We start from the raw sequence: 20332 nt of genomic DNA, 5'->3' as shown, positions 1-20332 counted from the left end.
CACGCATCTTTCTTCTGGAAGTCAAATGGCCGCAGAACACAATCAGGAGCAGCAGTCCGAGATCAAGACCCTGATCATCAAGGGCAAGGAGCAGGGTTACCTGACCTATGCCGAAGTCAACGATCACCTGCCCGACGACATCGTCGACCCCGAGCAGATCGAAGACATCATCGGCATGATCAACGACATGGGCATCGAGGTGCACGAGGTTGCGCCCGATACCGAGACCATGCTGCCCGAGACGCCGGTCGCCACCGACGATGACACCGCGACCGAAGAAGCAGTGGCCGTGCTCAGCGCGGTCGATGCCGAGGTGGGACGCACCACCGACCCGGTTCGCATGTACATGCGCGAAATGGGTACGGTCGAGCTGCTGACCCGCGAGGGCGAGATCGCGATCGCCAAGCGCATCGAGGAAGGCCTGGGTCAGGTGCAGAGCGCGCTGGCGAATTTTCCGTGGTCGATCCAGCTCCTGGTCGAGGAATACGACCAACACACCGAGGGCAAGAAGCGCCTGTCGGAAGTCCTTGCCGGCTTTGCCGACATGGAGCAGCCCGACGTCGTGATCGCCGAGGCGGCGGTCGAATCCGACGCCGAAGGCGACGAGGACGACGAAGAAGAGGGTGGTGGCGAGGAGTCCGATCCGGTCGACACCGGCCTGGATCTGGCCGAAGTCGCGCGCCGCATGGACGAACTGCGCCAGCTTTACGCCAAGTTCCAGAAGGTCGCCGAAAAGCACGGCAGCGCCGACCGCAAGTCGATCAAGGTGCGCGACGAGATGGCCGAGGCTTTCCTCAAGCTCAAGCTGCCGGCGATCATGATCGATGGCTTCGTCAAGAAACTGCGCGAGGTGGTCAACAATATCCGTCATCACGAGCGCGTGATCGGTGACCTGTGCGTCAAGCATGCACGCATGCCGCGCAAGGATTTCCTCAAGCTGTTCCCGGCCAATGAAACCAACCTCGAGTGGGCCGACGAACTTGCGCGCAAGCGTCAGAAGTGGTCGCCCGCGATCAAGGTGCAGCGCGATGCGATCCACGGCGAGCAGGAAAAGCTCGTGGCGATGGAAAAGATGCTGTATCTGGGCATTGCCGAGATCAAGGAAATCAACCGCGCAATGTCGATCGGCGAGGCCAAGGCGCGCCGCGCGAAGAAGGAAATGGTCGAGGCCAACCTGCGTCTGGTGATCTCGATCGCCAAGAAGTACACCAACCGCGGCCTGCAGTTCCTCGACCTCATCCAGGAAGGCAACATCGGCCTGATGAAGGCGGTCGACAAGTTCGAATACCGCCGCGGCTACAAGTTCTCGACCTATGCCACCTGGTGGATCCGCCAGGCCATCACGCGCTCGATCGCCGACCAGGCGCGCACGATCCGCATTCCCGTGCACATGATCGAGACGATCAACAAGCTCAATCGCATTTCGCGCCAGATGTTGCAGGAAATGGGCCGTGAGCCCACGCCCGACGAACTCGCGGTGAAGATGGAGATGCCCGAGGACAAGATCCGCAAGGTGCTCAAGATCGCCAAGGAACCGATCTCGATGGAAACCCCGATCGGCGACGACGAGGATTCGCATCTGGGCGATTTCATCGAAGATGCCGCGATCGTCTCGCCGGTCGATTCCTCGACCAACATCGGCCTCATGGAGACCGTGCGCGAAGTCCTCGCCGGGCTCACCCCGCGCGAGGCCAAGGTGCTGCGCATGCGTTTCGGCATCGACATGAACACCGACCACACGCTGGAAGAAGTCGGCAAGCAGTTCGATGTAACGCGCGAGCGCATTCGCCAGATCGAAGCCAAGGCGCTGCGCAAGCTGCGCCACCCGAGCCGCTCGGAACAACTGCGCTCCTTCCTCGATATCGAGTGAATCGCGCAGCGGATTGAACCCGAAAGCGCCCGCCCCGAAGCGGGCGTTTTCACGTGGCAGATCCGGTACGGGACAGGTCTTCGCAAGGCAAGGCGGGGTGGTTCGAGTTGCCCTAGACTTCGCCGTCACCAATCCAGTCGCGGCATGTCTTGCCGCTCCTTCGCTTGCGTCGATCACCATGACCCCCATCCAGTTTCCTGCGTTGCGCCGGACCAGTCACGTGTTCTTGCTGCCGCTCGCCTTGGCCTGCGCGCAAGCCCTGGGCGCATCGATCGATCCCGCCTTGCTCGCACAGGCGAGCCGTGGCGAGCGGGTCGAAGCCTTGCTCGTGCTGCCTGACCAGGCTGCGCCCATCCTTGCTCCGCTTGAAATCACTGCCGATTACCGCGTGCGGCGGCGCGCGCTGGTCGCGGCGCTGCGTTCACGCGCGAACACGCGGCAGGCGGGCCTGCGTGCGTGGCTGGATGCGCGTGGCATCGAGTATCGGCCCTACTGGATTGCCAACCTCGTGTGGGCGCGCGTGTCGCAAGCCGAGCTCGCGGCCTTGGCGCAGCGCCACGACGTTGCGCGGGTCGATGCCAATCCGCACCTGCCACAGCGATTGCCGATCGCGCGGGCCGCAGCAATGCCCCAAGGCAAGGCTGTCGCCGCGATCGAATACGGAGTTGCGAAGATCAATGCGCCCGCCGTGTGGGCCATGGGTTACACCGGTCAGGGCGTGGTGATCGCCGATGCCGACACCGGCGTGCGCTGGACCCACGCCGCGCTCAAGACGCACTACCGCGGCTGGGATGGCAGCAGCGCCACGCACGCCTACAACTGGCATGATGCGATCCACGATGACGTCGGCAACGATTGCGGGAACTCGACACCGGCGCCCTGCGACGACTACGGGCATGGCACCCACACGGTGGGCACCCTCGTCGGTGACGATGGGGGCAGCAACCAGGTCGGGGTGGCCCCGGGCGCACAGTGGATCGGCTGTCGCAACATGGCCGATGGGAATGGCACGCCCGCGCGCTACATCGAGTGCATGCAGTGGACGCTCGCGCCCACCGATGCCAACGATGCCAATCCGGACCCGGATCGCGCCGCCGACATCGCAAGCAATTCCTGGGGCTGCGTGCCTGAGGAAGGCTGCCAGAGCGGCAACGAAATCAAGACCGCAGTCGACAACATGGTCGCCGGCGGCATCTTCTTCGTCGCCGCGGCCGGAAACGATGGTTCCTCGTGCCAGTCGATCCTCGATGCGCCTTCGACTTACGACTCGGCCTTCGTGGTCGGCGCCACCGATGCCACCGACGCGATGGCGAGTTTCTCCAGCCGCGGCCCCGTCAGCGGTGCAAACCGCGTGCGACCGGACGTGTCCGCACCCGGCGTGGCGGTGCGCTCCACACTCAATTCCGGCAACAACAGCTATGGCAGCATGAGCGGCACCAGCATGGCCACCCCGCATGTCGCCGGCGCCGCAGCGCTGCTCATGTCGGCCAATCCCGCACTCAAGGGCCATCCTGACCAGGTCGCTGCCTTGCTGCGCAGCACGGCGGTCATGGCTGGCGTGACCGATCCGTACAACAGCGGCTGCGGCGGTCTGAGCATCGCCGATCGGCCGAACCATCAGGCAGGCTGGGGTCGCATCGACGTGCTCGCCGCAGTCCAGCTTGCACTGCCGACCGACTCGATCTTTGCCGATGGATTCGAGGACAATCCCTGATCAAGGCCACCGTACGTCGCTGCCGCCCGCAGCGCACGGGGCGTCAATGCCGGCATCTCGTGTCATGGACAGCAGCTTGCGGAATTTTGCAACGAGCCTATAGCTCAATGGTTAGAGCAGGGGCGAGAGCCAGCGCCTGCGAGCTGCCACGAGCAGCTCTCGCTGGGTCGAGCGACGCGCCATGGAGGGCGCGGCCGGACTGCGCACCACGGATGGTTGCTGGAATGAAAGTTTGTTGCGGGCCTATGGCTCAATGGTTGGAGCAGGGGCGAGAGCCAGCGCCTGCGAGCTGCCACGAGCAGCTCGCGCTGGGTCGAGCGACGCGCCATGGAGGGCGCGGCCGGACTGCGCACCACGGATGGTTGCTGGAATGAAAGTTTGTTGCGGGCCTATAGCTCAATGGTTAGAGCAGGGGACTCATAATCCCTTGGTTCCAGGTTCGAGTCCTGGTGGGCCCACCACTCCCAGAGTCAGAATCGGACGGATCCGACCTGACCCATCGGCGCACCACCTTTGAGTGCAGCCAAGCGGGCTTCCTCGTCGTCGTTGAATTCGATGGCGACGCCTTCATCCAGCAAGACGAGTAGCCGCGTCACGGCATCTTGCCTGTCGAAGCACTCGAGCTCGTGATATTCGCAGTAGGCGCGCACGACCTGATGCCATTTGCTGTCGATGCGCTGGAGCAGGTCGTCGAGGGTCAACTCCTCGTATTCACCATGCAGGGCGAGATCGCGCAGCGCCCGCGCCAAGGCGGTCTTGGCTGCGAGGTCGAGTCTCGGAAGCTTGCGCTTTGGCAATTCGTACTCGGGCCAGGGGCCCGCATCTCGGCGCAAGAATGCGGGAACGTCCAGATAGTCCGTTTGGGGGAGTGTGTCCATGGCCATGGGCAGCATCGAGTAAAGGGCCGACGGGTAGTCATTCGCGATCATCCCGGCAGGAAGCATGTGGGCAACCGGCGTCACCGTGGGCAAGCCCTCGACCTTGTCGTGCTCGACGCGGTGCTTCACCAGCACGGCCTTGGTTTCTGCCGTGATCAGGCCATAGCGCAAAGCCAATGCTTCGCGTTCGGGCGAATCCGGCGCCGCTTCCAGGTAGGCGCGCTGTCCGGCCCACGCCCTCCATGCCGGCGATTGGTGCAGCTCACCGAAGGAAAATTCGAGCGTGCGTCCGGCGTCGACAAGCCTTGCCGAGGCGGTCACCGGTCGTTGGTCGGCAAAGCGCGCAACCAGCGTGACCGCATCGCCCGGATACACGATGCCCGTCGGGATCGGCGAGGCCTGGGTTCCTGTCCATGCAACCTCCAGGTTTGCTGGATACGAGCGTGCGCGACGCAATTGGCGCATCACGCCGGCATCGATGGGTTCGGCAGGTACCGCGCGTTCGAGCGTGGCACGCGTGCTTTCGGCCAGTGGTGACAGCGCATCCACTCCGGCGCTGCTGCCGACGGCGACCACGAAGACGCGCACGCCCTGGCGCATGGCCTGCTGCCGCGCGCGTTCAATTTCGTGCGCGTGCACTGCGCCATCGGTCACCAGAATGACGACCTTGCATCGGGATTCGCCATCGAGCTTGCCCAGGACCTGCAGCGCTTCCTGCAAAGCCGCGTCCAGTTCAGTGCCGCCCAGATTGGCGTGAACGGTATCCATCAGCTCGCGCAGGGCATCCTTCACGCGTGACGAGGCCTGCAGCGGACGGCGGAACAGGGCATGGGTCGAATTGCCAAAGCGTATGACCTGAATTCGGTCCTGTTCGCGCAGCGCGTCCGTCACCGCCGCCAGCGCTGCCCGTGATTGCACGATGGCATCGCCTTGCATCGAGCCGGAACCATCGAGCAGCAGGCAGAGGTCGAGCGCGGTCGCCGGGCCCGCCACGGAGTGCGGCACAGTGAACGTGGCGATGCCCAGGCTGCCTTCGCCATCGGCGATCCGGCGCGCTTGCGACAACGAGGCGTTGCCGAGGTCGAAGTTGAGTATCAGATCACGATCGAGCATGGCGTTGCCCGCGCGCAGCACCAACTCGCCGGCCTCCAGCGCGAACCGGACACCTTGCGTGGCGCATTGCACCGGGCAGGCGGCCAGCAGGCCTTGCACCCGGATTTCCGCTTCCAGCGGATGCTCCACCGCAAAGTCGTTGTACGGCTGCACCACTTCATCCAGCCGGCTGCGGCCATAGCGCGGGCGATGCACCAAGGGCAGCGAAAACCGCGCCACGCCATCGGCGACGTTCAGCGTCGCCGCAAAACGCAACACGATTTCGCCGCTTTCGTCGGGCTTCAAGTTGCCGAGGTTGACGCACAGCAGGCCCGGCTGCAGTCGTTCCAGCAGCACGGCCGAATCGCCCTCGCCGATGGCCTGGTCGTACTCGCGGCTGGCCTGCCGGGCGGGCAACACCTGCGCCGACAGGGTGTCGCCTGCGAGCGTGGCGTCCATGCCGATGAAGGCGGCATCGAGCGGAACCGGGAACGAATACACCGCTTCAATGGCCTGCGCGCCCTCGTTGCGGAACACATGACGCAACTCGTACTCGCAGAGAAGATCGGTGATCGTCGCGCGCAGCGTGGTATGCGCGAGGGGCGAGACGGCGGTGGCGGCTTGCTTGATGGCATTCATGGGTTCAATCCTTCGGCGATTTCTTGAGGTCGTTCAGTGCTGTCAGCACGGTCTGGAACAGGCGGCGCACCTGCGTTTGGGTGAGGCCGGAGCGTTCGGGCGACACCACCAGCTCCACGCCATCGGCAACGATCAGGTGCGACTGCACTTCGATGGCGCCGATGCGGCGCGGCGCCACCGGCGGTTCTTGCCGGGCCTGCAGCAAGCCGGCGATGGCATCCAGCGACAGTCCCGATTCCTGCCATTGCCGTATTCGCAGCAGTTCCGACAGATGAGCCTGCGTGTACCACGCGCCACGCCGTTCGCCTTCCGGCCCCGCAATCAGGCCTTTCTGGATGTAAAAGCGAATGGTCCGGCCCGGTACGCCCGACTGGGTGCTGAGTTGGTCCAGCGACAGTTTTAAGACATTCATGATGTCTCAAATGCTGTTCCATATTTCCTGGCATGTCAATGGCCCCGTGCCGCGATCCGGATCGATGCTTCACCCCGGGCCGCAGTGTCGGCGCGCGCCGTCGCACGCGCTGAGATGGACGCAGCGTGCCCTTCCATGGAAATCATGGAGATCAGCGCGGCACGAGCGCGCGCTTCAAGCTGGACATGCGCGGTCGGGCGTTGGCAACCGATCGCCTGGGTGCGTCGGCGCCCTGACGGTTGCCATCGAATGCATGCGTGCGATGGGCGACGACGGCGACTTGCCCGCGACTTGGCCCAAGACGATGCGCGCCGCGTTCGACGTCCTCGATCAGCCGCGGGTGTTCAGGCTGGAAGTTTCATTGCCGGGAACATCGAGCGCATCGGTGGGCATGCCCATGGCCGAGCGCACTTGGTTCGTGGCGCGTGACGCGGCGTTGTAGGGCATGCACGCAGGCTCGGGTCCATGCGCATGCCGGCATGCGTCCCAAGGCCAACGCCGCGCTCCCCGAGGCCAGCCATTGCGTCAGCAACGCGGCCCGGGTGCATGCTCATGCGGTGATGTGCGCGAGGATGACGCGGGCAAAGCGCTGCGCCGAGCCCGGTGCATGATCAAAGAACAGCGAAGGTTCGGCCAATTCCAACTCGAGCAGGCGCGGCGCGCCATCAGCACCGTGGATGAGATCGACACGTGCGTATGCGAAGGGTCCGGCAAACGGGATTGCCGCCACTGCGCGCAGTGCCAGCGCACGTTCGGCCTCGCTGGGTACGCGTGGCGTGATCTGTTCGGGAGCGAACAATTCCTGCGTCGGGCCTTCGCCGCGCAGCAGCAGCGCGCCCTTGCGGATCGCATGGCTGAATTGCCCGTCGAAATGGATCAAGGCGGTTTCGCCGCGATCATCGACGGTGGCGAGATAGGGTTGCATGAGTACGCTGCGGCCTGCATCGAGCAGACGTGCGAGGTGGACGAGTGCCCCCTCGCGGTGTTCGCGTCGATGGCGTTGGGCATCACGTGAACCCGCGCCGACGCAGGGTTTGATGACGAACTCTTCGGCCAGCGGGTAGGCGGCAAGGAAGCGTGCCAGCGCGTCCAGCGGCGACTCGTCGGGTTCGACGAACAGACTCGGCACGATCGCCACGCCGGCGCGCTCCAGCGCCGCGAGATAGTGTTTGTCGGTATTCCAGCGCACGACCTCGAATGGATTGAACAGGCGCGTTTGCGCGGCCACCCGTGCGGCCCAGGCAAGAAACTCCGGCAGGCGCTCGCTGTAATCCCATGTCGAACGCAGTACCGCAGCATCAAAGCGCGTCCACTCGGCTTGAGGGTCATCCCAGTCGACGATGCTTGCGTTTACGCCTTCCGCCTGAAATGCGGCCGTGAGCGGCGCGAGGTCGTCGTCGAGTGGCCGCGCGGCCTGCACGCTGACGAGGGCGATATGGGTCATCTTCGGCTTCCAGACGCAAAACGAAGGCGAATCGTGGCGAAGCGGACGAAATCATTCAAGAAATCCGCAGCCTGCCTTGACAGCCGGATGGGCGCACGATAAACGGTTGCGCATCCGGGGGTTGAGTCGCGGCATCAGTCGGCAGGCTCCGTTTGCAAGCTCCCCAAGACGCGCCACAGCGTCGGGATGGTGCATTGGAAGCAGGGGAAGTACATGAAGCGTTTGGTGCTGATGCTGACAGCTTGTGGGCTCACGGTGTCGACCGCGAGCGCCCAACTGGGACAGCCGCAACCCGGTGAAGGTCCGTCGGTTGCGCATGCAATTCCACTCAGCTACGTCGGTGGCAGCGGTCGCATTTCGATCGGCATCGACAGCGAAGGCAACAGCACGGGCGAGGCGCTGGGCGTATTCGACAACACCGGCGAGCACGCCTGGATCGGCCAGCTGTGGTGGGCCAACGGCGGGGCCGGCGGTGTGCAGCTCGGCTACAACTGGTTGTGGGGCGGAATGAGTCTGCGCGAGGCGCGCGAACATCCCGAGCGCGTGACGGTCGCGCGCACGATGATCGCCGTCGATCAGAATCCGTTCAAGGATCGCAAGGCGACCTTCGGTTTCGGGATCGAGCGGCCCAACTACTTCATCGACGCCTATCTTTCCACCGCGGCCAGCGGCAGCCGCGCAGCGGGCAGCCGCAGCACCGCGGTCGAGACCATGCTCAGCGGCGCCGACGACATGGGCGCCTACACCCAGCTGCAGACGGTCACCACCAGTGACGGTTTCGTCACCCGGGCTTACGACAAGGGCATCGGCGTGCGCGCCGGGCATTTTTCCGACCTGCTCGCGCTGCGCCTGACCGGCGGCATGGATTATCAGTACGGACGTGGTGGCGCAAAGGTGTTCACGGTATCGGCCGGTGCCGACAAATTCCTTGGCACGCGCGGCTGGAGCATGTCGGGTCTGGTCGAACACGATCAGGCTTCGGGCGACCCTCTGCATGGCAGTACTTCGGATACGCGGGCCTCACTCTTCCTGCGTTATGAGTTCGGCGGGCGCAGCTTCGTGCCGACTTCGGAATTGACCTCACCGGCATGGATCTCGCGGGCATTGGTGAATTCGCCCAACAACCACCCACGCACCGTGCAGACCTACAACCGGCGCACGACACGCACGGTGACCACGCGCGTGGATCCCAAGCACTACACCAACTACAACCCGGTTGCGCAGCCCGACAGTTTCAGCGTGGTTTCCGATTCGAGCGGCAACATGCTCAACGTGCTTGCCAACGACAGCGATGCCGACGGCGACACCCTGATGATCGTTTCGGTCAGCGGCGCAGCACACGGCAATGCCGTGATTGTTGGCGGGCAGATCAGCTACACGCCGACGGCCGGCTACACGGGCAGCGACCAGATCAGCTACACCGTCAGTGACGGTCGCGGCGGAACCGCCAGCGGCAGCATCTCGGTCACGGTGACACCGCGAGCCAACAGCGCGCCGATCGCTCGTGACGATGTCGCCAGCACCGCCGCCGGCACCGCGGTCACGGTCAACGTACTCGCCAATGATTCCGATCCCGACGGCGACACGTTGAGCGTCACGGCGCACACGCAAGCGGCCAATGGCACGGTCGTCGCCAATGGCAACCTGCTCAGCTACACGCCCAACAGCGGCTATTCCGGCGGCGACCAGTTCACCTATACGGTCAGCGACGGACACGGCAACACGGCCGTTGCAAGCGTGCGGGTCACGGTCAGACCGCCGCTGAACCGGCCACCCGTCGCCAACAACGATGCTGCCAACGTCGCGAGCGGTGGAACCGTTGCGGTGACCGTGCTTGCCAATGACTACGATCCAGATGGCGATCCGATCACCTTGGTGTCGGTGACCCAGGGGACACACGGCATCGCAACGATCCTGCCTAACCAGACCATCCAGTACACCTGGACCGACACCAGCGTGGGCTCGGGCATCGATCGATTCACCTACACGATCCAGGATGACCGCGGTCACAGCGACACTGCGACGGTGACGATCACCGCCGTCCTGCCGTTCAACCAGCCACCGGTCGCGGTCAACGATTCCGCCTCCCTCACCTACACGGGCACGGGGACGCCCACGTTCGTCGATGTCAACGTGCTCGCCAATGACAGCGATCCCGATGGCGATCCGCTCACGGTGACTGCAGTGACGCAGGGCGCATCGGGCACGGTGCTCATCATGCCGGGCAACCTGGTGCGCTACACGGGCACCCTGCCGATCGGCGCAGTCGACACCTTCACCTACACGATCAGCGACGGTAATGGTGGCACTGCGACGGCAACGGTCACGATCACGGGTGTGGCGCCGCTCAACAACCCACCGATTGCCAACAACGACGCGGCGAATCTTCCATTCAGCTCGGTTGGCCTCCCGACATCCGTCGACATCGACGTGCGCCAGAACGACAGCGATCCCGATGGTGATCCACTCACGGTGACCGCGGTCACGCAGGGCGCGCTGGGCACCGTGCTGATCATGCCCAACCAGCAGGTGCGCTACACGGGCACCCTGCCGATCGGCGCAGTCGACACCTTCACCTACACGATCAGCGACGGTAATGGTGGCACGGCGACGGCGGCGGTCACGATCACGGGCGTGGCGCCGCTCAACCAGCCACCGATCGCGAACAACGACACGGCAACCTTGTTCGCCGTCGGCGCGGGGGGCGTCGCGGCCATCGATGTGCGCGCCAATGACAGTGATCCCGATGGCGATCCATTGACGGTGACGTCATTCACGCAGGGCACCTACGGCACGGTGTCGCTCGACGGCAATCAGATCATTCAATATGCGACCACGACCTTGCCTGCTGGCACGCTTGATACCTTCACCTACACCATCAGCGACGGACAGGGCGGCACGGCGACTGCAACCGTGACCGTGGGCTGGTAGGCAAGGTCTCTACCGCGCGGCCGGTATCCCGTGCGGGATGCCGGCCTGCGCCAGCAATGGCTTTCCGGTCGCGTGCGCCGTGCCGCGACTTGGCGCCGCCATCAAGCCGCAGCGACGCCCAGGGTCCACGCGCGTCGGACCTGCAGATCCGCATCCAGCTCGACCAGGTCGGCGACCAGGCCCGGTGCGATGCGCCCACGTGAAGCGGACAGGTCGAGGAAATCGGCGGGCGAGGTCGAGGCCATGCGTGCGGCCTCCGCGAGCGGCACGTCCAGCCATGCGATCGTGTTGCGCAGCGCGCCGGCCATGTCGAGCGCCGAGCCGGCGAGCGAACCTTGTTCGTTTTCACAACGGCCGTTGCGGGTGATCACGCGCTGACCTGCGAGCATGAAGTCGCCGCTGTCGGCGCCCACCGGCGGCATCGCGTCGGTGACAAGCATGAGTTTGCCGTGGGGCTTGGCTGCGCGTGCAACGCGCAGGCTGGCCGGGTGCACATGATGGCCATCGACAATGATGCCGACCCAGCTCCCGGCGTCCTCGAGCGCGGCGCCGACCATGCCGGGTGCGCGTCCCTGCAGTGGCGACATCGCGTTGTACAGGTGGGTGAAGCCGGATGCGCCGGCATCCAGTGCCGCACGCGCCTGCTCGTAGCTGGCATTGCTGTGACCGAGGCTGACAATCACACCGCGTTCGCGGAAGGCGCGCACCAATTCCGGTGCCGCCTGTTCGGGTGCTAGCGTGAGCACGGTGCGGCCACCGCGCAAGGAGCACACCAGCTCGAATTCTTCCGCATCGGGCAGGCGGAACCTCGCGGCATCATGGGCGCCGCGTTTGGCCGCCGCGATGTAGGGACCTTCGAGATGGATGCCGAGCACGCCCGGCACGCCGGCATCGATCGCTGCCTGCACGGCGCCGATCGCGGCACGCATCACCTCGATCTCATCGCTCACCAGGGTCGGCAGGAACCCGGTGGTGCCGAAGCGCCGATGCGCGGCGCCGATGCGGCGGATGCTGTCGAGCGTCGGCGCGTCGTTGAACAGCACGCCGCCGCCGCCATTGACCTGCACGTCGATGAAGCCGGGCAGCAGGATATTGCCCTTCAGGTCGTGGTGGTGCGCGCAAGCCTGCACGCGCGGGTCGTCGTGCGCCACGATCGCGCTGATGTGCTCGCCGCGCACGAGCACGGCACAGTCTTCGCTGAAACCGGAGTCGAGCAAGACCCGACCATTGACGAAAGCTGCTTCCATCACACCGTTTCCGTGACCTTGCGCAGATGCGGTGGCAGATCAGGGTTGCGGCCACGCCGCACCGCCAGCGCATTGGCCACATGATAGAACGCGTGCGCTGCGGCGATTGGTGTGCAGGCGGGATGGGTGGTCGCCGCGAAAGCAAGATCGCCCGCCGCCGCTTGGCGCCGGGCAGGCATTCTTGAATTACAGGCATTCGAGCGCGGCGACCGATTTCATCAACCTTGGGCCGAGATAGGCCTGCGAACCACAGGGCAAGAGACCCGCGTCGAGAAAGCGCGCGCGGTACCAGGCCGGACTGCGGCGGATGAAGCCGTCGAGGTCGCCATCGGGGCGATCGGCGCTGGTGAACACTTCGATGAAGGCCATGCCGTCGAGCAGTTCGGAGAATCCCGACAGGCCACGCCGCAATTCGGCGGCAGGCACGTAATGCAGTATGTCGCTGCAGACGATGAGGTCGAATCGTTCATCGAAACGCAGCTGCGCAAGCTCGCCGAAGCGGGCGAGGCCGATGTTGCGGCTGCGACCGAAGCGCTGCACCACGTATTCGCTGGAATCCAGACCGCGGTAGTGCAGCTCCGGGCGCAGGCGCAGCAGGGGCGCGCGCCAAGGCGCCTCTCCGCAGCCGACATCGAGCACGCTGCGCAAGGGGCGCGCGAGATAGAACTCGGCCAGATGCACCACCATCGCGACCTTGCGCGCGAGCTGCGCACGCGAACCGACGCGGTGCTGGTCGCTGCGATACCACTTGTCGAAGTAGTGCCGGTCGTAACGTTTGCTCATCGGTTCCCTGGTTGTCGGAGGAGCGGCACGGCGCAAGTCATCCAGCACGTGCGGGCATCAGGGGCCGAGCGCGAACGGGCACAGGTGGTTCCAGATCTCGCCGAGCTGGGCGACGGTGTAGGTATGGCCGCCACTGAACAGCGTGTAGTGGAGAGTGCGGTTGGGCACCCAGCCATGGGCTGCGAAGCGCGCTGCATCGCCGGCGGCGGTGTAGGGCGGGTTGGCCAGCGGATCGTTGTTGCCAAGGTGGATGTCGACCGGGATCTTCGGCTGCGCACCTGTGAGCAGTGCGGCGCAAGTGGGTGGGTACGAGCCATCGTCGGTGCAGGCATAGGCTTCGAGCGAGCCCGCGCTGACGCCATAGGCCGCAAAGAAGTCGGTGTGGTTGAGCGCCAGATCGTGACCGTAATGCGCGCCGGCGGAAAAGCCCCACAGATAGATGCGGCTTTGCTCGATGTTGTAATGCGCGATGGCATCGTCGAGGGCGGTGGAAATTTCCGCGCCATCGCCTGGAGCACCCCAGCCGCTCGCATTCGGATTGGAGCCGGCATTGCCCACCGGCGCGATCACGATGAAGCCCGCGCTGTCAGCCCAGCTTGCCCAGTTGTTGCGGATCTGCTGCGCGGCGGCCTCGCGCGCGGGTTGGCTGTTCGCGCTGGTGCCGCGCAGGGCCAACAGCAGCGGCCAGGGCTGCGCTGGAGCGTAGCTGCCCGGAACGTGGAGGTAGTAACTGCGGCTGCCCAGGCTGGGCACGTTGATCGTGCGCGTGATGTTGCCCGGATAGAGCCCCCCACTGCCGTTGGAGGGCGCCGACGGGATCGGCACTGCGTTCTGGAAACCATCGGCGAACAGTGGATCGGACTGCGGACATGCCGATGCGGGCAGCACCACGGTCTGCGCCGCGGAAGCTGGCACGACGAGGCCGAACGCGAGCAGGGCCGACCACGCGACCCGCGTGGGAACACGCCTTGCAGACTGATCCGACCTCATCGCTTCCAGGTGCTCCGGAACTTCTGTGGATGGCCTTCGCCCGGTGCCGACCATACGCCACCGTTTGCGGCAGCGCACGATGGTCAGTCCGGTAAAGATGACGTTAATATCACGGCTGATCAATCCATTTCCACGCAGATTTTCTGCCCAAGGAGCCGTCGTCATGCAGCACACCCCATTCCGTTTCCGAGTCAGTCCCGCGCTGGCCGCCCTGCCGTTTGCGGTGGCGCTGGCGATGATGACGGGCACTGCTCAGGCGGCCGGTTTCCAGCTTGCGGAAAACGATGCGATTGCCCTGGGTCGTGCCTATGCAGGCGGAGCCTCGGCGCCGGGTGACTGCTCGATGGTGGTCAACAATCCGGCAGCGATGAGCCAGTTCAATGTGTCGTGCCTGCAGGCCGACGTGACTGCAATCCAGTTCAGCACCCAGTTCCACGGCAGCGGTACCGATCTCCTCGGGCGTCCGCTGACCGGTGGCGACGGCGGCAACGGTGGCGCCGTGATCCCGGTGCCGGCTGCCTACTACGTCCGGCCAATCAACGACCAGTTCGTTATCGGCGCCGCCATGACCGTGCCCTACGGCTTCCAGACCGAGTACAACGACCGCTGGATGGGCCGTTATCTCGCCCAGACCACCAAACTGCAGTCGCCGGCAATCACCGTGGCTGGCTCGTGGAAGGCTTCGGATGAGTTCTCGCTCGGCCTGAGCCTGGTCATCCAGCGCACCAGCGCGACGCTGGGCCAGGCGGTCAATCTCGGCACCATCCTCGCCCAGCCGACCAATGGGGCCTGGCTGCCGCAGGAAGCCGATGCCCGCGCCCAGCTCAAGGGCAGCGACTGGGGCTTCGGTTGGGGCTTGGGCCTGCTGTGGAAGCCGACCGACAATGATCGCATCGGCTTCAATTTCCGCTCGCAGATCGACCACACGATCGATGGCAAGGCGACCTTCGAAGTGCCGTCGAACCTGTTGCCTTACTTCAACGGCGCCTTCGTCAATACCGATGGCGTGGCCGACTTCAACACGCCGGCCTATGCACGCGTGAGCTGGTGGCACACGGCCAACGATCGTCTGAGTTTTGGTGCCGACGTCGGCTACACGCACTGGTCGAGTTTTGACAAGCTCGTGGTCAATTACGCCAATCCGGCGCAGGCGGCCTACAACCGCCCGACGATCTTCGGTTTCGAGGACACCTGGTTCGTCTCGGTCGGTGCCGATTATCGCCTCAACGACAAGTGGACCCTGCGCGGCGGCGTTGCCTATGACCAGACGCCTACGGTCGACGAGCATCGTGATCCGCGCGTGCCCGATGGCTCACGCAAATGGATCGCCTTCGGCGCCGACTATGCCTACAGCGATACCATGCGGTTCAGCGTCGGTTTCGCGCACTTGTTCGTTGACGATGGCGTGATCAATGACACCTCGTCGACCTACGACACCCTCGTCGGTCATTTCGAGAGCTACGGCAACCTGCTCGGCTTCTCCGGCCAGATTACCTTCTGATCGACGAGACGTACCATTTGGGGAGGGAGGTGGCGGGCACCCATGCGGTGCCCGTTGCTTTTTGCGCGCCGCCAGTCCATGGCGCCGGCGCATTGTGGGCGCGCAGCTTCAGTCGTCGAAGCCATCGACGAACAGGATGTCCCAGGTCTGGTTCTCGTAGGGCCCGGGGTCCATCGCGTCAAAGCGCGTGCGCAGCTTGGCATCGAGATCGAGCATGCTGAGGGGATAGTACGGAATCGTCGCCAGGGCCTGATTGATGAACGGCGAATCGTTGCGCAGGCGGAAATTTCCGTTGGTCGCGTCGACGAAGGCGGGATCGCCCGCGAGTGCACGGGTCGCCGTGAGCGGCAGGTTGCCGCTGAGCGTGCCAATCAGGCTGGAGTCGGCGCTCGCGCTGCCATTGCCCAGGCCGATGTTCGCCATGCCTTCGATGTTGAGATCGGAGATCGCATTGTCGAAGAACAGGCTGTTGAGCACGTCCAGATGCACCCCGGCCGGCAGGCCGACGCCAACGCCGCAGCCGCGGGTGCCATTGCCCGCGCAGCGGCCACGCACGAAGCTGCTGTTGGCGATGACCACCGGATGGGCGAGGTTCTCCAACGTGGAGACGACCGTGATGGATGCGTGGCCGTAGGCCGTGGTTGGCGCCTGGTTGTCGTCGAACAGGCTGTTGGCGATGCGTGCCAGTCCGTTTTTTGCATAGAGGTTGGCGCCGCCGCCGAAATAGCCCTTGCTGGCGGCAACGATCACGTTCTCCAGCCACAGTTCGGTATAGCCATCCGAGAACGATGACATGTCGACGCCGCCGCCCCGCACGAACGTCGCGGAATCCCCGTAGCCATTGGCGATGCTGAGGTTCATGACGCCCAGGCGCGCGCTCGTCGTGGTTCCGGCGGGGGGCAGCAAGGTGATTCTCAACACCTGGTTCTGGCCCGCGCCGTCGAGAATCGTGCGTGAGGCGTCCATGCGCATCTGCGCGCAGTCGTTGCCATCGACGGTGTAGTAGCCGCCGACGATGAACAGCCAGCCGGTGGTCTGTGCGGTGTAGGTGAAGGTGCCGTTGAAGGTGGTGTAGACGCCTTCCCGGATCCTGATCTCGTCGTCGCCCGGTGAAGCAGCCGCTGCGGTGAGTGCCTGCTGCAGCTCGGTGTGGTTGCGCACGCAGTAAGTGGCCGCCTGGGCGAGGCCGGGCAGGGCGAGGCACAGGATCAGGGGGGCGCGCAGGATCGTGGTTCGAAAGCGGGACATCGGGGGCTCCTTGGGAAAGAACTCCCTTCCCGATATGCAAAAGGTCGCCGGGAACCCCAACCGGCGCCATCGGGGCGCGATGAACGCCCGCAGTCAGCCACTCATGTGCGCGCGAACACGGCCCGCGTGGGGCCGTCATCGAGCAAGTCGTCATCCCGGCGAAAGCCGGGATCCAGCTCTTCGGCAGAGCCTTGAAGCAATGGATTCCGGCATTCTCTGGAATCCTCTGGAATGACGCGCGCGACGCAATTCAGCGTTGTCTTGAAGCCGATCCATCGATGCCCTGCCCGCCCGCGACGCGGACAGGGCGCACCGCTCACTCGCCGAGGGTGAGCAGGGAGGCGTTGCCGCCCGCGGCGGTGGTGTTGACCGTGAGCGTGCGCTCGGTGGCGAAGCGCAGCAGGTAATGCGGGCCGCCGGCCTTGGGGCCCGTGCCCGACAAGCCCTCGCCGCCGAACGGCTGCACGCCGACCACCGCGCCGATCTGGTTGCGATTGACGTAGCAGTTGCCGACCTTGGCGCGTTTGGCGATGTGGGAAACAGTATCGTCGATGCGGCTGTGCACCCCGAGCGTGAGGCCAAAACCCGTGCCGTTGATCGCATCGATCACGCCGTCGAGGTCGCTCGCCTTCCAGCGCAGCACGTGCAGGACCGGGCCGAACACTTCGCCGGTGAGCAGCGACAGCGAAGGGATTTCATAAGCGCGCGGCGCGAAGAAGGTACCGTTGTCACTGCCGTCAGCGAGCCTGGCGGTGTTGATCGGCTTGGCTTGCTGATCCATGCGAGCGGCATGCTCGACGAGGAATTTGCGCGAAGGCTCGTCGATCACCGGGCCGACATCGGTCGAGAGCTTGGCCGGATCGCCGACCACGAGTTCATCCATCGCGCCCTTGAGCATGCCGATCACCTTGTCGGCGATGTCTTCCTGCACGAACAGCACGCGCGCAGCCGAGCAACGCTGGCCGGCGGAGTCGAAGGCCGAGGCCAGCACGTCCTTGACCAACTGCTCGGGCAGGGCCGAAGAGTCGGCGATCAGCGCATTCTGGCCACCGGTCTCGGCGATCAGAGCCGCGATCGGCGCATTGCGCGCGGCCAGCGTGCGATTGATCGTCCAGGCGGTCTCGGTAGAGCCGGTGAAGCAGACGCCGGCGACTTCGGGACGCGTGAGCAGGGTATTGCCGAGCACCGAGCCCTTGCAGGGCACATACTGCACGACGGCTTCGGGTACGCCGGCTTCGTGCAGCAGTTTGATTGCGGCATGGCCGATCAGGGTGGTCTGGTCGGCCGGCTTGGCGATCACCGCATTGCCGGCAGCAAGACCGGCGGCGACCTGACCCATGAAGATCGCGAGCGGGAAGTTCCACGGGCTGATGCAGACGAACACGCCGCGACCGCGCAGGAACAACTGGTTCGATTCGCCGGTCGGGCCGGGCAGTTGTTCGGGGGCGCCAAACAGCTTGCGCGACATCGCCGCGTAGTAACGGCACATGTCGACCGCTTCGCGCACTTCGGAGATCGCCGCCGGGATCGTCTTGCCCGCTTCGCGCACGCACAGCGCGACGAATTCGCCGCGGCGTGATTCGAGCAGGTCGGCTGCATGTTCGAGGATCGTCGCGCGACTGGCCGCCGGCATCGTGTCCCAGGCGTCCTGCGCGGCAAGCGCGTTGGCGAGCGCCTTCTCGATGGTCGCGGCGTCGGCGTTGCGTGACTGGCCGACGACCTCGCGGCGATCGGCCGGATTGGTCACGTCGCGGACGGCTTCGCCGCTGTTCGAGCCGGGCACCAGTGGCGCCGCGCTCCAAGGGCCGTGCTTGGCGTTGACCGCTTCGGCCAGCGCCTTGAGTTCATTGTCGTTTGCAAGATTGACGCCCATGGAATTCTTCCGTTGCTGACCGTAGAGGCCGACCGGCAGCGCAATGCGCGGGTGCGGCTTGGAGGTGAATGCGCGAACCGTGTCGCAGGGATCGGCGACCAATTCGTCGATCGCGACCGATTCGTCGACGATGCGATTGACGAACGAGGAATTGGCGCCGTTCTCGAGCAGGCGGCGCACGAGATAGGGCAGCAGGTCTTCATGGCTGCCCACGGGCGCGTACACGCGGCAGGGTACGTCGAGCTTGTCCCTGCCGATCACTTCGGCATACAGATCGGTGCCCATGCCGTGCAGGCGCTGGAATTCGAACGCGTGACCCTGCGCGTGATGGTGGATCGCCGCGATGGTGTGCGCGTTGTGGGTGGCGAATTGCGGATAGATCAGCGAGCTGCCGGCCGCGAACAGGCGCTTGGCGCAGGCGAGGTAGGAGACGTCGGTGTTGGGCTTGCGCGTGAACACCGGGTAGCCCGACAGGCCCAGCTCCTGGGCGCGCTTGATTTCCGAGTCCCAGTACGCACCCTTGACCAGGCGCACGCACCAGCGGCGCCCGACCTTGCGCGCGGTTTCGGTGAGCCAGTCGATCACGAACGGACAGCGCTTCTGGTAGGCCTGGATCGCCAGGCCGAAACCGTTCCAACCTGCCAGCGATTCGTGCGCGAAGACCGTGCCGACGATTTCCAGCGACAGTTCGAGACGATCGGCTTCCTCGGCATCGACGGTCATGCCGATGCCGTTGGCCATCGCCAGTTGCGCAAGCTCGAGCACCTTGGGCGTGAGCTCGGCAAGCACGCGGCCGCGCTTGGCGATTTCATAACGCGGATGCAGTGCCGACAGCTTGACCGAGATCGACGGCGCCTCGATCACGTCGGCAAACGGGCCGCGCGCGCCAAGCGCGGCGATCGCGTCCTTGTAGGCCTTGTGGTAGCGCTCGGCGTCGGGTTGGGTGAGCGCTGCCTCGCCAAGCATGTCGTAGGAATAGCGGTAATCGGCGTAGCCCTTCTGTGCGCTGCGGTCGAGCGCCTCATCGATGCTGCGGCCCATCACGAACTGGTGGCCCATGATGCGCATCGCCTGGCGTACCGCGAGCCGGATCACCGGCTCGCCGGAGCGACCGATCAGGCGCTTGAGCGCGCCGGTGAAATCGCGGCGGGTCTCCTCGGCGAGATTGACCAGGCGGCCGGTGAGCATGAGGCCCCAGGTCGAGGCATTGACCAGCACCGAGCTGCTGCCACCCAGGTGCTTTTTCCAGTCGGCCTCACCCAGCTTGTCGCGGATCAGCTTGTCGGCGGTGGTCTTGTCGGGAATGCGCAGCAAGGCCTCGGCCACGCACATCAGCAGCACGCCTTCCTCGCTCGACAGGTCGTACTGGCGCATGAAGGATTCGACCACGGTCTGCTCGCTGGCGCGGGCACGCACGCGCGCGACCAGATCCGCAGCGTGCGCGAGCACGCGCGTTCGGTCGGCGGGCGGCAAGCTCGCCTGCGCGAGCAGGTCATCGACACATTCGGTTTCGTCGCGTGACCAGGCGCCGGTCATGCGTGCCCAGATCGGATCGGGCGCGGGCGGCAGTTCGGGCAAGAGGCTCTCGCTCAAGGGTTTCTCGATACGATGGGGAGAAAGGGGCGGATAGTTTAGTGATGCGACTGTTGCGGGCCAAGGAGCACGATCGCCACGCGGATCGCGCTGCCGCACGCCGCGCGTGCCGCCGTG

At 65.1% G+C, this 20332-nt stretch carries 12 protein-coding genes, 1 tRNA gene and 1 pseudogene; 5 read left to right on the top strand and 9 right to left on the bottom strand.

Annotated features, from left to right (window positions below; translation table 11 throughout):
* The first annotated feature begins 25 nt into the window (after positions 1 to 25).
* The 3 genes from rpoD to KF759_RS06960 all read left to right on the top strand — a co-directional run bounded on the left by rpoD (position 26) and on the right by KF759_RS06960 (position 4045).
* Positions 26 to 1870 (top strand): RNA polymerase sigma factor RpoD, encoded by a 1845-nt coding sequence (gene rpoD, locus KF759_RS06970; protein ID WP_291223940.1) that lies wholly within the window; start codon positions 26 to 28, stop codon positions 1868 to 1870.
* 178 nt (positions 1871 to 2048) lie between these two features.
* Entirely contained in the window at positions 2049 to 3584 is a 1536-nt protein-coding gene (locus KF759_RS06965; RefSeq protein WP_291223938.1) for a S8 family serine peptidase, read from the top strand.
* Positions 3585 to 3969: 385 nt separating this feature from the next.
* Positions 3970 to 4045, top strand: a tRNA-Ile gene (locus tag KF759_RS06960).
* A 9-nt stretch (positions 4046 to 4054) separates the two neighbouring features.
* Here the strand turns inward: KF759_RS06960 and KF759_RS06955 are convergent.
* The 3 genes from KF759_RS06955 to KF759_RS06945 form a co-directional block, all read right to left on the bottom strand.
* Complete coding sequence (locus tag KF759_RS06955) at positions 4055 to 6193, bottom strand: VIT and VWA domain-containing protein (protein WP_291223936.1); 2139 nt, start codon at positions 6191 to 6193, stop codon at positions 4055 to 4057.
* Positions 6194 to 6197: 4 nt separating this feature from the next.
* Complete coding sequence (locus KF759_RS06950) at positions 6198 to 6605, bottom strand: MerR family transcriptional regulator (protein WP_291223934.1); 408 nt, start codon at positions 6603 to 6605, stop codon at positions 6198 to 6200.
* A gap of 550 nt (positions 6606 to 7155) precedes the next feature.
* The gene (locus KF759_RS06945) at positions 7156 to 8049 is read right to left on the bottom strand and encodes a hypothetical protein (protein WP_291223933.1); all 894 of its coding nucleotides are present in this window, start codon (positions 8047 to 8049) and stop codon (positions 7156 to 7158) included.
* A 213-nt stretch (positions 8050 to 8262) separates the two neighbouring features.
* Here KF759_RS06945 and KF759_RS06940 point away from each other — a divergent pair, with 213 nt between their 5' ends.
* The gene (locus KF759_RS06940) at positions 8263 to 10980 is read left to right on the top strand and encodes an Ig-like domain-containing protein (RefSeq protein WP_291223931.1); all 2718 of its coding nucleotides are present in this window, start codon (positions 8263 to 8265) and stop codon (positions 10978 to 10980) included.
* A 101-nt stretch (positions 10981 to 11081) separates the two neighbouring features.
* Here KF759_RS06940 and nagA read toward each other — a convergent pair whose 3' ends face one another.
* The 4 genes and pseudogenes from nagA to KF759_RS06920 form a co-directional block, all read right to left on the bottom strand.
* Positions 11082 to 12227 (bottom strand): N-acetylglucosamine-6-phosphate deacetylase, encoded by a 1146-nt coding sequence (gene nagA / locus KF759_RS06935; protein ID WP_291223929.1) that lies wholly within the window; start codon positions 12225 to 12227, stop codon positions 11082 to 11084.
* Positions 12227 to 12352, bottom strand: a pseudogene (locus tag KF759_RS06930) (iron dicitrate transport regulator FecR); the annotation flags it as partial. The gene nagA and the pseudogene KF759_RS06930, both read right to left, overlap by 1 nt.
* Positions 12353 to 12413: 61 nt before the next feature.
* Positions 12414 to 13010 (bottom strand): class I SAM-dependent methyltransferase, encoded by a 597-nt coding sequence (locus KF759_RS06925; protein WP_291223927.1) that lies wholly within the window; start codon positions 13008 to 13010, stop codon positions 12414 to 12416.
* A gap of 57 nt (positions 13011 to 13067) precedes the next feature.
* On the bottom strand, positions 13068 to 13925 hold the full coding sequence (locus KF759_RS06920; protein WP_291223925.1) for a PHB depolymerase family esterase: 858 nt from the start codon (positions 13923 to 13925) through the stop codon (positions 13068 to 13070).
* Between the two features lie 238 nt (positions 13926 to 14163).
* Here KF759_RS06920 and KF759_RS06915 point away from each other — a divergent pair, with 238 nt between their 5' ends.
* Entirely contained in the window at positions 14164 to 15501 is a 1338-nt protein-coding gene (locus KF759_RS06915) for an outer membrane protein transport protein (RefSeq protein ID WP_291223923.1), read from the top strand.
* Positions 15502 to 15609: 108 nt separating this feature from the next.
* On the opposite strand, the gene KF759_RS06910 is transcribed toward KF759_RS06915, so the two are convergent.
* On the bottom strand, positions 15610 to 16749 hold the full coding sequence (locus tag KF759_RS06910; protein ID WP_291223921.1) for a hypothetical protein: 1140 nt from the start codon (positions 16747 to 16749) through the stop codon (positions 15610 to 15612).
* 316 nt (positions 16750 to 17065) lie between these two features.
* Positions 17066 to 20215, bottom strand: a complete 3150-nt coding sequence (gene putA, locus KF759_RS06905) for a bifunctional proline dehydrogenase/L-glutamate gamma-semialdehyde dehydrogenase PutA (protein ID WP_291223919.1) — start codon at positions 20213 to 20215, stop codon at positions 17066 to 17068.
* Between the last annotated feature and the right edge of the window lie 117 nt (positions 20216 to 20332).

The sequence above is a fragment of the Dokdonella sp. genome (assembly GCF_019634815.1).
In the GTDB taxonomy this organism is placed as follows: domain Bacteria; phylum Pseudomonadota; class Gammaproteobacteria; order Xanthomonadales; family Rhodanobacteraceae; genus Dokdonella_A.
This window is presented reverse-complemented; position numbering and strand designations above follow the sequence as displayed.